The sequence below is a fragment of the Aminobacter sp. MET-1 genome (assembly GCF_026521175.1).
Taxonomy (GTDB): Bacteria; Pseudomonadota; Alphaproteobacteria; order Rhizobiales; family Rhizobiaceae; genus Aminobacter.
Genome location: NZ_JAMSHL010000009.1, coordinates 1 through 13,252, shown reverse-complemented (window position 1 = coordinate 13,252; position 13,252 = coordinate 1). Strand labels below are relative to the sequence as shown.

At 64.1% G+C, this 13,252-nt stretch carries 13 protein-coding genes; 2 read left to right on the top strand and 11 right to left on the bottom strand.

The features are described 5' to 3' along the window. Window positions 1-39: 39 nt before the first annotated feature. Window positions 40-714: a response regulator transcription factor gene (locus NDO48_RS14370; protein ID WP_018426192.1), complete on the top strand. Its 675-nt coding sequence runs from the start codon at window positions 40-42 to the stop codon at window positions 712-714. Continuing rightward, window positions 714-2,102, top strand: coding sequence for a sensor histidine kinase (locus NDO48_RS14365; protein ID WP_018426191.1), 1,389 nt, complete (start codon window positions 714-716; stop codon window positions 2,100-2,102). The genes NDO48_RS14370 and NDO48_RS14365 overlap by 1 nt, the downstream gene beginning before the upstream one ends. Before the next feature lie 50 nt (window positions 2,103-2,152). Here the strand turns inward: NDO48_RS14365 and trmB are convergent, their stop codons facing one another. From trmB to tsaB, 11 genes are all read right to left on the bottom strand, one after another. Beyond that, window positions 2,153-2,854: a tRNA (guanine(46)-N(7))-methyltransferase TrmB gene (gene trmB, locus NDO48_RS14360; RefSeq protein WP_026226825.1), complete on the bottom strand. Its 702-nt coding sequence runs from the start codon at window positions 2,852-2,854 to the stop codon at window positions 2,153-2,155. A 16-nt stretch (window positions 2,855-2,870) separates the two neighbouring features. After that, window positions 2,871-4,154, bottom strand: coding sequence for a methionine adenosyltransferase (gene metK, locus NDO48_RS14355; protein WP_018426189.1), 1,284 nt, complete (start codon window positions 4,152-4,154; stop codon window positions 2,871-2,873). A gap of 154 nt (window positions 4,155-4,308) precedes the next feature. Further along, window positions 4,309-4,725, bottom strand: coding sequence for a helix-turn-helix domain-containing protein (locus NDO48_RS14350; RefSeq protein WP_018426188.1), 417 nt, complete (start codon window positions 4,723-4,725; stop codon window positions 4,309-4,311). 139 nt (window positions 4,726-4,864) lie between these two features. Then, window positions 4,865-6,451, bottom strand: coding sequence for an apolipoprotein N-acyltransferase (lnt, locus tag NDO48_RS14345; protein ID WP_018426187.1), 1,587 nt, complete (start codon window positions 6,449-6,451; stop codon window positions 4,865-4,867). 187 nt (window positions 6,452-6,638) lie between these two features. After that, window positions 6,639-7,709: a hemolysin family protein gene (locus NDO48_RS14340; RefSeq protein WP_018426186.1), complete on the bottom strand. Its 1,071-nt coding sequence runs from the start codon at window positions 7,707-7,709 to the stop codon at window positions 6,639-6,641. A gap of 27 nt (window positions 7,710-7,736) precedes the next feature. After that, window positions 7,737-8,246: an rRNA maturation RNase YbeY gene (gene ybeY / locus NDO48_RS14335; RefSeq protein WP_018426185.1), complete on the bottom strand. Its 510-nt coding sequence runs from the start codon at window positions 8,244-8,246 to the stop codon at window positions 7,737-7,739. Between the two features lie 9 nt (window positions 8,247-8,255). After that, window positions 8,256-9,248, bottom strand: a complete 993-nt coding sequence (locus tag NDO48_RS14330) for a PhoH family protein (RefSeq protein ID WP_018426184.1) — start codon at window positions 9,246-9,248, stop codon at window positions 8,256-8,258. Window positions 9,249-9,322: 74 nt separating this feature from the next. Next, complete coding sequence (gene miaB / locus NDO48_RS14325) at window positions 9,323-10,732, bottom strand: tRNA (N6-isopentenyl adenosine(37)-C2)-methylthiotransferase MiaB (protein ID WP_018426183.1); 1,410 nt, start codon at window positions 10,730-10,732, stop codon at window positions 9,323-9,325. A 57-nt stretch (window positions 10,733-10,789) separates the two neighbouring features. Beyond that, window positions 10,790-11,590, bottom strand: coding sequence for a lysophospholipid acyltransferase family protein (locus NDO48_RS14320; RefSeq protein ID WP_018426182.1), 801 nt, complete (start codon window positions 11,588-11,590; stop codon window positions 10,790-10,792). 121 nt (window positions 11,591-11,711) lie between these two features. Continuing rightward, complete coding sequence (locus NDO48_RS14315) at window positions 11,712-12,197, bottom strand: GNAT family N-acetyltransferase (protein WP_018426181.1); 486 nt, start codon at window positions 12,195-12,197, stop codon at window positions 11,712-11,714. Beyond that, window positions 12,194-12,877, bottom strand: coding sequence for a tRNA (adenosine(37)-N6)-threonylcarbamoyltransferase complex dimerization subunit type 1 TsaB (gene tsaB, locus NDO48_RS14310; RefSeq protein WP_018426180.1), 684 nt, complete (start codon window positions 12,875-12,877; stop codon window positions 12,194-12,196). Before tsaB ends, NDO48_RS14315 begins: the two co-directional genes overlap by 4 nt. Between the last annotated feature and the right edge of the window lie 375 nt (window positions 12,878-13,252).

Sequence of the window (13,252 nt, the reverse complement as noted above, 5' to 3'; positions counted from 1 at the left end):
AGTGGGCATCGTCGGTAAAGGAGCGGCAGGGAGAATTCGGTGCGCATTCTGGTGGTCGAGGACAATGCCACGCTGGCCGGCGGGCTGGCGGCGGTGCTCAAGGGCAGCGGCTACGCCGTCGACGTGGTCGGCGACGGCGCCTCGGCGGTCGCCGTTCTCGCCACCGAGCGTTTCGACCTCGTCATACTTGACCTCAACCTGCCGGAGATGGACGGCCTCGACGTCTTGCGCACCATGCGCGGCCGCCAGCATGACGCCGCCGTGCTGATCCTGTCGGCGCGCCACTCGCTCGACGAACGGGTCAAGGGCCTCGACCTCGGTGCCGACGACTACATGGTAAAGCCGTTCGACGTCGGCGAACTGGAAGCGCGGGTGCGCACTCTGTTGCGCCGCCGCGCCGGCCTCAAGGCCGCCACGGTCAGCTTTGGCGAGGTCCAGCTCGACCTCAACACGCGCAGCTTCTCGTCACGTGGGGCGGCAATCGACATCCCGGCGCGCGAACTGGCGCTGCTCGAAACGCTGTTCATGCGCGCCGGCAAGGTCGTCGCCAAGCAGGCGATCATCGAATCGCTCGCCGGCTTCGACGAGGATTTGAGCGCCAACGCCATCGAGCAATATGTCAGCCGCCTGCGCAAACGGCTCGCGCCCTATGGGCTCACGGTGCGCACGGCGCGCGGCATCGGCTACTATCTCGAAAAGCTGCCCAGCCCCTGATGATCAGGACCAAGACCTATTCGCTGCGCCGCCGGCTGCTGCTCTGGCTCCTGGTGCCGTTGGTAGCGCTCGGCCTGATCGCGCTGGCCGACACCTATAACGAGGCGGTCGACACTGCGAATGCCGTCTCCGACCGCGTGCTGGCCGGTTCCGCGCTTGCGATCGCCGAACGCGTCGTGGTGGCCGAGAACGGTTCGCTCGAAGTCGACATCCCCTATGTCGCGCTGGAGATGCTGACGTCGGCGGCCCAGGATCGCGTGTTCTACCGCGTCGACGGACCCGAAGGCTTCATCACTGGCTACCAGGCCCTGCCGGTCATCGACGGCCTGCATCCGGAAGAAAGCGGCTATTCGGATTCGAGCTTCCGCGGCGAACCGATCCGGCTTACCTCGCTCTCCCGCGCCGCCTCGACAGGCGCGACCTCGATTCCCTTCGTCGTCACCGTGGCTGAGACGACCATAGCGCGCACCCAACTGGCGCAAACCATCCTGCTGCGCTCGGCGCTGAGGCTCGCGATCCTGATCGGCAGTGCCGCGGCCATCGTCTGGTTCGCCGTCACCTTTTCGCTGCGTCCGCTCTATCGGCTGCGCGATGCCATCGCCGAGCGCAACCCAGACGACCTTCACCCGATCGAGCAGTCGGTGCCCAAGGAAGTGCGGGGGCTGGTCGACACCGTCAATTCCTTCATGGGCCGGCTTGGCTCCGCGCTCGGCGCCATGCGCCATTTCACCGGCAATGCCAGCCACCAGCTGCGCACGCCGCTTACCATCATGCGCACCCAGCTCGCACTTGCCTCGCGCGCGCATTCGCTGGAGGAGGCCCGCCGCGCCGCCCGCATCGGCGACGAGGCAGTGGCCCATGCCGAGCGCGTCATCGCCCAGCTTTTGCTGCTCGCCAAGGTCGACCAGGCAGCCTCCGAACGTCTTAAAAGCCTCGGTGCGGTCGACCTCACCGACCTTGCCCAGACGCTCACCGCCGATCGCGTCACCCACGCGCATGCCGCCGGCATCGACCTCGGTTTCGAGGGCGAAGAGGCGCTCTATGTGCGCGGCGAGCCCATGCTGCTCAGTGAGATGATCCGCAACCTGATCGAGAACGCGCTCGCTTATGCCGGCTCGGGCGCCGAGGCTACGGTCAAGGTATTGCGCGACGGCGACGACGTGGTGCTCGAGGTCGAGGACACCGGCCCCGGCATCCCCGCGGCCGAGCTCGAGACCGTGCGTCAGCGTTTCGTCCGCGGCCGTCTGGGAGACCAGCCGGGAGCTGGCCTCGGCCTTCCCATCGTCGAGGAAATCGCCTCGCTATTCGGCGGCCGGCTGGAACTCGCCGCCCGCACCGAGGGACGCGGACTGAGGGTGCGGGTGGTGTTTACAGGGGTCGAGGGCTGAGGATGCGCACAGCCCCTTCTCCCTCAAGGGGAGATGGGATCGCGCCTACCCTAAGCCTTGACGAATGTCAGATAGGCCGGCGTGCGGTTCTCACGGATGGCCTTGGCCTCGTAGCGCGTGCGGGTCCAGCCTTCGTAGGGCGTGTGCCAGTCGCTCGCGTCGGCCGCCTGCCAGTCGAACGCGCCATGCGCCCGGCAATGCAGCAGTGTCCAGTTGACATAGGTATCGATGTCGGAAGCGAAGCGGAACTTCGCACCAACCTTCAGCACCCGTGCAAAGCGGTCGAGATTGACCGGGCTGACGAAGCGGCGCTTCCAATGCTTCTTCTTCCGCCACGGGTCGGGATAAAACAGGTCGATGCCGTCGAGCGACGCCTCCGGCAGCCAGTCGAGCAGCTGCGTGGCGTCGTCGTCATAGAGGCGGATGTTGAGCTGCGGCGTCTCGTCGAGCACCGTCATCATCTTGGCCATGCCGTTGACGAAGGGCTCGACGCCGATGAAGCCGGCATCGGGATTGTTGGCGGCGATGTGGCGAAGATGCTCGCCACCGCCAAAGCCGATTTCGAGCCGCACATGCGACACCGGCGCCTCAAACAGGGTGCGCAGGTCGGCGGGTGCAGGTGCGGCGAGATCGATGCCGAAGCGGGCGAGGCCCTTTTCAAGGGCGACGGCCTGATGCGGACGGACAGGTTTACCGCGCCGCCGCCCGAAAAAGGCTTCGCTCATGCGGCTGCGGCGCGGTTCCTGTTCCATGACTACGACGGTCGCCTTACGCGGCGACCGCATCCTTGCTGGACACAGCGTCCTTGATGGCCTTCACCAGGTCGGTCTTCTCCCACGAGAAAGAACCGTCGCGGCCGGCCTTGCGGCCGAAATGGCCGTAGGACGACGTCTTGGCGTAGATCGGCTTGTTAAGGTCGAGATGACGGCGGATGCCCGACGGCGACAGGTCCATGACCTCGCGCAGCGAGTCTTCCAGAACCGCCTCGTCCACCTTGCCGGTGCCGTGCAGGTCGACATAGACCGACAGCGGCTGGGCAACGCCGATGGCGTAGGACAGCTGGATGGTGCAACGGTCGGCAAGCTTGGCCGCAACCACGTTCTTGGCGAGGTAGCGCGCGGCATATGCTGCCGAACGGTCGACCTTGGTGGTGTCCTTGCCCGAGAACGCGCCGCCGCCATGCGGGGCTGCGCCGCCATAGGTGTCGACGATGATCTTGCGGCCGGTCAGGCCGGCGTCGCCGTCAGGACCGCCGATGACGAACTTGCCGGTCGGGTTGATGTACCAGTTGCAGTCGTTGGCGATCTCGAGATCGCCTAGCGCCTCGCGGATGTACGGCTCGACCACCTTGCGGACCTTGCCCGAATCCCAGCTGCCGTCGAGGTGCTGGGTCGAGAGCACGATCTGGGTGACCTCGTGCGCCTTGCCGTCCTGGTAGCGCACGGTGACCTGGCTCTTGGCATCAGGACCAAGCTGGCCGGCGTCGCCCTTGCCTTCGTGGCGGGCAGCAGCCAGCAGCTCGAGGATCTTGTGGCTGTAATAGATCGGCGCCGGCATCAGATCGGGGGTCTCACGGCAGGCGTAGCCGAACATGATGCCCTGGTCGCCGGCACCCTCTTCGCCCTGGCGATCGGCGGCGCTGTCGACGCCCTGGCCGATGTCGGGCGACTGGCCGTGCAGCAGCACGTCGATGCGGGCGGTCTTCCAGTGGAAGCCGGCCTGCTCGTAGCCGATGGCGCGGATGGCCTTGCGGGCCACTGCCTTGAACTTGGACGGGTTGATGACCGGGTGGCCGGCGGCGTCCTTGAGGACCGCGCCGTTCTTGTCCTTCTTGAGAAGGGTGTCGGGAACACGAACTTCGCCGGCGATCACGACGCGGTTGGTCGTTGCCAGCGTTTCACAGGCAACGCGGACCTTCCACGGATCCATGCCGGTTTTTTTGGCTTCACGATAGACGAGATCGACGATCTCGTCGGAAATGCGATCGCACACCTTGTCCGGGTGGCCTTCGGAAACGGATTCGGAAGTGAAGAGATAGTTCTGCCGCGACACGGGATGTCCCCTCTTGAAAAGCGACCGGCGCGATGCCGATCATTTGGCGCGGCATGTGTTAGCGAAGCCTGCCGGAACTCGTCAAGCAGGCTTTTCGCCACGTAATGCAGGATATTGGAAAGGCGTTGCGACGGCGCATCGCCGTCGCAGCTGGTTATTGGTCTTCGTCGTCGGCCAGAACCTTAGCCAGCTCGATGACCTTGCGTCGCACTTTCGGGTTGGAAATGCGGGCAAAGGCGCGGTTGAGCTGCAGGCCTTCGGCGCTCGACAAAAAGTCGACCACGAAGTTTGCGGAGGCGTCTTCCGCGAGCCCTTTGTGCTCGCCTTCCTGTCCCGGTGCGTCCTCGAAGAAGAAGGAGACCGAAACGCTGAGGATCGAGGCGATGGCCTGAAGGCGACTCGCTCCGACTCGGTTTGTGCCTTTTTCGTATTTTTGGATCTGCTGAAAGGTAATTCCCAGACTTTCTCCGAGCTTCTCCTGGCTCATTCCCAACATGTTGCGTCGCAGGCGAATTCTACCGCCGACGTGTACGTCGGTCGGATTTGGTTTCTTCTTGTTTTCTTTTTCCACTGTCTTTCCTCGCCGGATTCTTCCAGCTTATTATTGGGCAGTCAGCCCGTTAGGGCAGTCTATGGCGCTCGGACAGAAACGCCATTTGGCACGACCTTTGAGCCGCGCGGCAGCATATGAGTTTCTAACAACCGCAGTGTCAATTCGCCCTGAGCCTCTGTCTGAGCTTCAAGCCACTTGCCGCAACGGCAACAAAGAACATGATCAGGAAACCGTTAACGCGCGAAAGCGGCATCAAGGCGGCGGCGGAGTTGGCCACCGGAAGCGAGAAATCGATGGTGCCGCGAACATTCATCGCAAGTGCATCCACAACTCGCCCGCTTGGGTCGATTATGCCGGAAATTCCCGTGTTGGCCGCGCGCAGGACCGGCATTCCATTCTCGACCGCCCTGATCTGCGACTGCCGGAAATGCTGGTACGGTCCCGGCGTATCGCCAAACCACGCGTCGTTCGTGACATTTACCATAATCTGACTTGACGCTGCGTCAACTGCCACCATGCCGGGAAAAATGATTTCGTAGCAAATAAAGGCTGTGGCCTTGAGCCCGCCGGGCAAAGCCAGCGGATGGCGGTTGGCGCCGGCGGCAAAATTCATCGGCCCGGCGACGAGCTGGGTAAGCCCTACGCGTGCCATCAGGTCGGCGAAGGGGATGTATTCGCCGAACGGCACGAGATGCACCTTGTCGATGGCATCGACGATTTCGCCCTTGTCGTTGATGGAAACGACGGAGTTGTAATAGAGCGGATCGGAGCCGCTGCCGCCCTCCTCGCGCACCACACCCGCCATCAACATCTGGCCGTCATCGAGCACTTCGCCGAGGGCGACGAGCGCATCTGGCCTTTCGGTGAACAGGAATGGCACCGAGGTCTCGGGCCAGACGATCAGGTCCGGCTTCTTCGCGCCCGGCTTGGGCGTTTCCCGCGACAGTTCCAGCATGGTGGCGAAGATGCGGTCGCGGACGCGTCCATCCCACTTCTCGCTGAGGTCGATATTGGGTTGGACAACACGGACATTGATGGTCCTGTCCGCCGGCGGCGCTGGCCGCGACAGCCTGTAATAGCCGAAGCCCGCATGGGCGGCGACCAGGATCACTGCAAGCGCTGCGCCCAGCCTGAGGTTTCGCCGGTCGGCCAGAAGTGCCGGCACTGCAAAGACAAACACCGCCAGCACGTTCATACCCACGACGCCGACAACAGTGACGCTCTGCATGAACAGCGGCATCGGCATCATGGCGAAACCGATGGGGTTCCAGGGAAAGCCGGTGAACAGGAAGGTGCGCAACCATTCGGTCAGTCCGAAGGCCAGGGCGAGCGCGAAGATGCGGCCGATGCCGTCGCTCCACAACAGCCGGGCAAGGGCTGCGGCAAAGCCATAAAAGAACGACAGGATCAGCGGAATGCCGACGACGGCGAAAGGCAGCGCCCAGGCAAAACTGTCGGCCTCGACCAGCAGCGCCCCGCCGATCCACCAGAGCCCTGCGAGGAAATAGCCGAAACCGAACCACCAGCCGGTGGCGAAGGCCGGCTTCAATCTGCGCAGAAAGCCGGCAGGACGATCGGCAACAGCGCCATCGAGCAGCCAGACCAGGACAGGAAAGGAGACAAATCCGGCGGCGAAGAAATCATAGGGCGCCTGTGCCAGAACAGCGATGGCGCCGGCGACAAAAGCAAGCAGCGCCCGCTTCCATCCCCACAGCAGGATAATCCGCCCGGCAAGACGCTCCATCCGCTCCCCTCGCCCCAGAATCACGGATCGAAGGTGTAGCAGGGCCGCGCGGCGGCACCAAATGGCAGGCCAGAGCGCCGGTCATCCGACCGGCCGCTCAAAGGCCGCTCCGGATCATTCAAATTGCGCTTCGTGCTGGCAGATATCGGCCCGGAAATCCGGGCCGACGCGCGAGCGCAGGCCCGGCTCACGCCTGTTCAGCCTTGGCGCGACGGCGGCGCTCGCTCTTGAGGCTGTGGACGATGCGGACGCGCTTGACGCGGCGCGGGTCGGCATCGAGCACGTGGAACTCGAAACCGGGGATCGCCTGCACCACCTCGCCGCGCGACGGCACGCGGCCGAGCGCGTTGAAGATCAGGCCGCCAATGGTGTCGACATATTCGGCATGCTCGCCCGGCGAGAACTCCTCGCCGAGGACCTTGGCAACTTCCTCGATCTCGGCCTTGCCGTCGACGACATAAACGCCGTCTCCAGCCTGGGTGATCATCGGTTCGTCGTCGTCGTGCTCGTCCTCGATGTCGCCGACGACCATCTCGACGATGTCCTCGAGCGAAACCAGGCCGTCGGTACCGCCATATTCGTCGATGACCAGCGCCATCTGGGTGCGTGTCGCCTGCATGCGCTGCATCAGGTCGGATGCGAGCATCGACGGCGGCACGAACAGAACGGTGCGGATGAGGTTGAGTTCACCGATCGTGCGGTTGAGGTCGACTTGGGCAAGGTCGAGCGGTGCGTCGGCGGATTGCGCCTTGCGCGACCTGCCTTTCTTGACGCGAGCGCCACGGGTAATGTGGGCCAGTACGTCGCGGATATGGACCATGCCTCTGGGATCGTCGAGCGTCTCGACATAGACCGGCATGCGCGAATGTCCCGACTGCTCGACAAGGCCCAGCAGTTCGCCCAGCGTGGTGCCGAGCTCGATCGCCTCGATGTCGGCGCGTGGGACCATGACGTCCTCGACGCGGACTTCGCGCAACCTCAGGATGTTGTTGAGCATCGCCCTTTCGCCGGGCGAGAAGGAATCGGCGTCGCTGCCTGTCTCGGCCAGCGCATCGGCGATTTCCTCGCGGATGTTGCTGCCGTTGCTGCGCTGCCTGAAAAATCGGCTCAGCCGCTCGATGAAGGACGGCCGCTCGGCCTGGATGTCATGCGCCGCGGTCGACGCCGCGGTCGTACTAGGCTCGTCTTCGGCCTGGTCGGAGGCCTTGGCCGCAGGTCCCGGCTCGGGAGTGGCGGCAGTCTCTTGCTTCTCGTTCATCTTCTTCCGGTCGATTGTCCGTCCCTGTTACGCGTAGGGATCGGGAATGGCAAGCCTCGCGAGCGCCCGCCGCTCCAGCGCTTCCATCTCTTCCGCTTCGTCATCGGTCTCGTGATCATACCCCAAAAGATGCAGGAGTCCGTGGATAATGAGGTGGGTGATGTGGTTTTCGAGCGGCTTTTGCTCAAGCTCAGCCTCGCGCACGACTGTCTCGTAGGCAAGGACGATATCGCCCAGCATCGGCGGCAACGGATCGCCTGGCTCGACGGGAAACGCCGGGAACGACAGCACGTTTGTCGGCTTGTCCTTGTCGCGCCATTCGGCGTTGAGCTTCTGGATCGCCTCGTCATCGGTGAAGACGAGGCTGAGCTCGACACCTTCGCCGCCCTCGACCTCAGCCTCGGCAAATGCTGCCGGCACGGCCCGCTCGACCAGCGCGCGCAGCGCCGCCTCGTCGGCCCAGCCGCCAGCCTCGACCATCACGTCGATATCCAGATCGACGCCGGCCGCGACCGGCGTTTGCTTGTCCGGGGTCATGGCAGCCTGTCAGTCTTCGCTGGCAAGGCCGCGTGCCATCTTGCCGTCACGGTCGTAGGCCCTGACGATTTCGGCGACAAGCGGGTGGCGGACGACGTCGGTGTCGTTGAAGCGCACCGTCACGGCACCCGGAATTCCATCGAGAATGCGCAGCGCCTCGACCAGGCCCGACTTGGTGTTGGGCGGCAGGTCGATCTGAGTCGGGTCGCCGGTGATGATCATGCGCGAGTTCTCGCCGAGTCGCGTCAGGAACATCTTCATCTGCATTGAGGTGGTGTTCTGCGCCTCGTCCAGGATGACGGCCGAATGCGCCAGCGTGCGGCCGCGCATGAAGGCCAGCGGCGCGATCTCGATGACCTCTGCGGCGATGGCGCGCTCGACCTTGTCGGCCGGCATCATGTCGTAGAGCGCATCATAGAGCGGACGCAGGTAGGGATCGACCTTCTCCTTCATGTCGCCGGGCAGGAAGCCGAGGCGTTCGCCCGCTTCCACCGCCGGACGCGACAGGATGATGCGCTCGACCATGCCGCGTTCGAGCAGCATGGCGGCGTGCGCCACCGCCAGATAGGTCTTGCCGGTGCCGGCAGGGCCGATGCCGAAGACGAGCTCCGAACGCTCCAGCGCCCGCATATAGGCGTCCTGGTTGAGTGAGCGGGCATAGATGGTGCGCTTGCGCGTCGAGATCTGGGCAGCCGCCATCTTGCCCTTGCGCTCCAGCGTCGGCAGCGTCAGCTGGTCGTCGGGCGCGACCGCCATGCGGACGGCGCCGTCCACGTCGGATTGAGCCACTTCGCCGCCTTTCTGCAGGATGGCATAAAGATGGTCGAGCGCCCGGCGTGCCTGCTCGGCGGCCTGCGCGCTGCCCTTGATGGTAAGCTGGTTGCCGCGTGAGCGGATATCGACGCCGAGTTTCTGCTCGAGCCGCGCGAGATTTTCGTCGAACTGGCCGTACAGCGCACTGGCAAGCTTGTTGTTGTCGAAGGTCAGTACGATGTGCGCCATGTCAGACGCCCCGGAGGGCAGGTTCTTGAGTTCAGCAGCGCTCAACCGTCTCTCCTCATCTGCCGTGCGGCCGATCAGACCACCTCGGCGAACAGGCTGTTGGTGCCTGTCTTCGTGATTCGTACTTCGATAATGTCACCGATTTCGCCGGCCTTTTCATCAACAATCACAGGCTGGAGCCAAGGCGAACGTCCGACGACCTGACCGGGCTCGCGGCCGGGCTTCTCGATCAGCGTCGACATGGTCTTGCCGACCAGCCCGTCGGCAAAGGCGTGCTGCTGTTTTGTGATCAGCGCCTGCAGGCGCTGCAGCCGCTCGTCCTTCACCCTCTCCTCGACATGCCCGCCCATCTCGGCGCCCGGCGTACCGGGGCGCGGCGAATATTTGAACGTGTAGGCCGAGGCGTAGTTGGTGGCGCGAATGATATCCATCGTCGCCTCGAAATCGGCATCGGTCTCGCCGGGGAAGCCGACGATGAAGTCGCCCGACATGGCAATGTCGGGGCGCGCGGCACGGATGCGCTCGATGAGCTTGAGATAGTCCGATGCCGTGTGCTTGCGGTTCATGGCTTTCAGGATGCGGTCCGAGCCCGACTGCACCGGCAAGTGCAGATAGGGCATCAGCGCCTCGAGGTCGCGATGGGCAGCGATCAGCTCGTCGTCCATGTCACGCGGATGGCTGGTGGTGTAGCGCAGCCGCGCCAGGCCGGGGATTTCGGCCAGGCGATAGAGCAGCCGCCCAAGACCCCACTCTTTGCCGTCGGGGCCTTCACCATGCCAGGCGTTGACGTTCTGGCCAAGCAGCGTCACCTCGCGCACGCCGGCCTCAGCCAGGCGCTCGGCTTCGGTGACGACCTGGGCCACCGAGCGCGACACTTCCGAGCCTCTGGTATAGGGCACCACGCAGAAGGTGCAGAACTTGTCGCACCCTTCCTGTACGGTCAGGAAGGCGGTGACGCCGCGCTTGGCGACTTCAGCCTTCCGCGGCTGCGGCAGATGTTCGAATTTGTCCTCGAGCGCGTATTCGGTCTCGACCACCTTCTGGCCGCCGCGTGCCTTCTTCACCACCTCGGGCAGGCGATGGTAGGTCTGCGGGCCGACCACGAGATCGACCGCCGAGGCGCGGCGCAGGATCTCGCGGCCTTCCGCCTGGGCGACGCAACCAGTGACGCCGACGATCAGCTCGCGACCGTTCTCGGCCCTCTCGGCCTTCAGCTTGCCCAACCGCCCGAGCTGCGAATAGACCTTCTCGGCCGCCTTCTCCCTGATGTGGCAGGTGTTGAGCAAAACGAGGTCTGCATCCTCGATGGTCTCGGTCGCCGAATAACCGTCGGCTGCGAGCGCATCATTCATGCGCTGCGAGTCGTAGACATTCATCTGGCAGCCATAGGTCTTGATGAAGACCTTGCGGGCCGCGCCCGATCCGGCGGCAACAGCCTCATCAGAGGCTGCCGGCATGATTTCAAACATATCGTCGAGTTCCATGCCGCGCCTATTAACGCCTTTCTGCGGCAAAAAACAGAGCTTTGCCTATCTGGGCGCTCAGTGCGCCGGATGCGGCTCGGCGAGTGATTGCAGCATCATCTCGCGCACCCGTTCCTCCATTAGCCGCGTCGCCTCCTTGCGGCTCGACTTGGCCGAGAAATCGATCGGCTCGCCAAAGCGGATTTCGACGTCGAGTCCACCTTCGGCAAGCAGCTGGCCGACATGCGGCACCAGGTCCATGTCGCCGATCCAACTGGCGATCGGGCGATGCTGACGGCCCAGCGGCAGTCCGTGGATGCGGGTATAGGCAATCGACACCGGCTGGATGACGACATGCTCGGCCGCCCCTTCGGCAATCGCCATGGAGGCAGCGCCGAACAGCGTGCTCTTGAACGGCAAAAGCAGATTGCCGTCGCCGGTGCTGCCCTCGGCAAACAGCACCATGGCGTCGCCGGCAGCCAGCCTGCGGGCGATCTCGCTCGCCTGGTCACCCGACTTGCGCTTGCGCTCGCGCTCGATGAACACGGTGCGCTGCAGCCGCGACAGGAAGCCGAAGATCGGCCAGCCATTCAGCTCCGACTTGGCAATGAAGGTCACGTCGAAGCGCGACCCGAGCGCCATGATGTCGGTCCAGGAGATATGGTTGGCAGCAATCATCAACGGCCGGGTCTTCACCATCTCGCCGACGACGCGGACGCGCATGCCAAGCGCCCACAACATGGCGCGATGCCAGATCTTGAGGATTACGGTTTCGGGCCACAGGCCTGTTTTCATCGAGATGAGCTGCAGCGGCACAAGCACCAGCGAGGCAGCGACCATCCATGCGAGCGCCAACCCTGTGCGGATCTTTCCGATCATGTAGCGCTCGATACCTTCAATCGGAGCACTTTTCTCGAAAGCGCTCTATCTCATTGTTTTGTCGCAGGTCTCACGAAAACCGCTTCACGGCCTCCTGGAAATGCTCCAGCAGGGCTTCTGGCTAACGAAGATCGAGCCGCATGACAAGCGCACCGGTAGCGCCCTGCGCCGACTGATAGTAGTTCGGGCGCTTGCCGACCTCATGGAAGCCGAACTTGCGGTAGAGACCGATCGCCGGCGCGTTGGTCTCGTCGACCTCGAGGAAAAGCGCCTCGGCGCGCTGGCCATGCAACTCGCGCAGCACCGCATCCATCAGGCGCCAGCCGAGCCCATGCCGGCGGTGGCTGCGCGACACGGCGATGGTCAATATCTCCGCCTCGCCCGCCGCCAGCCGCGCCAGCACGAAGCCGGCGGGTGCGGCAGCGCCTTGGCCTACTTCACGCACGGCAAAGCCGAACACCGTGTCCTGTTCGAGCAGCGACGAAAATTCCTCCGCCGACCAGGGGCGCACGAAGTCCTCATGGTGCAGCGGCGCGATGGCCGTGCTGTCGCCAATGGTCAGGAGTTCAAGCGCGTAATCCCGCTTCGGCCAGAAAGGCAGTCTCATTTGGCTTCCCTCGGCAGCACGAAACCGGCCTGCGGCTTGGCATCGGGCGCTCTCAGATAGACAGGCTTCGGCCTTTCACCAAGCGCCTTGCCAGCAGCAAGGCGCGCATAGGTTCCGATGTCGGCCGTCGCCAGCATCGGCCCGAACTGGAAAACCTTGTCGACGACAACGGCATCGGCAACCATCCGCGCCGCCGTACCGGCAAGCGCCACCGCACCAGAAGCGGCAATTGTCGCTGCTTCTTCAAGCGACAACACCGCAGGCTCGCGCAGCACCGCTCCGCTTTCGTCGTAGAGAGCAGCGTGAATTTCCGCGCGACCAGCATCGAGCGCGGCAAATACCGGGCGCTCGCCCAGAGCATCGCGCGTCTCCTGGGCCAGGGCCTCCAGCGTGGTGACGCCAACGGCCGGGATTTTCAGCGCCAGCGAAAAGCCACGAGCGGCGGAGACGCCGACGCGCACGCCGGTGAAGGAGCCCGGACCGGTGGAGACGGCAATCCGTCCGAGATCGGCATAACTTTTGCCAGCCTGCGCCAACGCCTCATCGATCACGGCCATCAAATGTTCGGCATGGCCCTTGCCGAGATCGCGCACGGAACGGCCGAGTTCTATGCTCGCACCGGCGTCATAGACAGTTGCGGCACAGAGGCTTGCGGCACAGTCGATGGCGAGCAGGATCATGATGCCCGGTACCTTGCGGAAATGGCGAGCTCTTTCGCCCCCCCCTCTGGCCTGCCGGCCATCTCCCCCACAAGGGGGGAGATCGGCAGGTGCCGCCTACCGCCCGCTCTGTAAAGTCCTAAGAGGTCCCCTTTGCCTCGCGGTTGATTAGCTGAGGCGTGCATGAAGGCCTGATCTCCCCCCTTGTGGGGGAGATGGCCGGCAGGCCAGAGGGGGGCGGCGTAAAGCGCAGTCATAATCATCAGGCTGTCAAAATCTCACCGGGCATCATACCCGAGAAATCTAAACTCTTTCCTTGGCCTTGAGCTCGAGCCTGCGCTTGTGGAGCACCGGTTCGGTGTAGCCATTGGGCTGGGCGCGGCCTTCAAAGACGAG

Coding starts and splice junctions, on each gene's coding strand:
- NDO48_RS14365 (WP_018426191.1), top strand. CDS start 714: ATGATCAGGACCAAGACCTATTCGCTGCGCCGCCGGCTGCTGCTCTGG.
- trmB (WP_026226825.1), bottom strand. CDS start 2,854: ATGGAACAGGAACCGCGCCGCAGCCGCATGAGCGAAGCCTTTTTCGGG.
- lnt (WP_018426187.1), bottom strand. CDS start 6,451: ATGGAGCGTCTTGCCGGGCGGATTATCCTGCTGTGGGGATGGAAGCGG.
- NDO48_RS14340 (WP_018426186.1), bottom strand. CDS start 7,709: ATGAACGAGAAGCAAGAGACTGCCGCCACTCCCGAGCCGGGACCTGCG.
- ybeY (WP_018426185.1), bottom strand. CDS start 8,246: ATGACCCCGGACAAGCAAACGCCGGTCGCGGCCGGCGTCGATCTGGAT.
- NDO48_RS14330 (WP_018426184.1), bottom strand. CDS start 9,248: ATGGCGCACATCGTACTGACCTTCGACAACAACAAGCTTGCCAGTGCG.
- miaB (WP_018426183.1), bottom strand. CDS start 10,732: ATGGAACTCGACGATATGTTTGAAATCATGCCGGCAGCCTCTGATGAG.
- NDO48_RS14320 (WP_018426182.1), bottom strand. CDS start 11,590: ATGATCGGAAAGATCCGCACAGGGTTGGCGCTCGCATGGATGGTCGCT.
- NDO48_RS14315 (WP_018426181.1), bottom strand. CDS start 12,197: ATGAGACTGCCTTTCTGGCCGAAGCGGGATTACGCGCTTGAACTCCTG.
- tsaB (WP_018426180.1), bottom strand. CDS start 12,877: ATGATCCTGCTCGCCATCGACTGTGCCGCAAGCCTCTGTGCCGCAACT.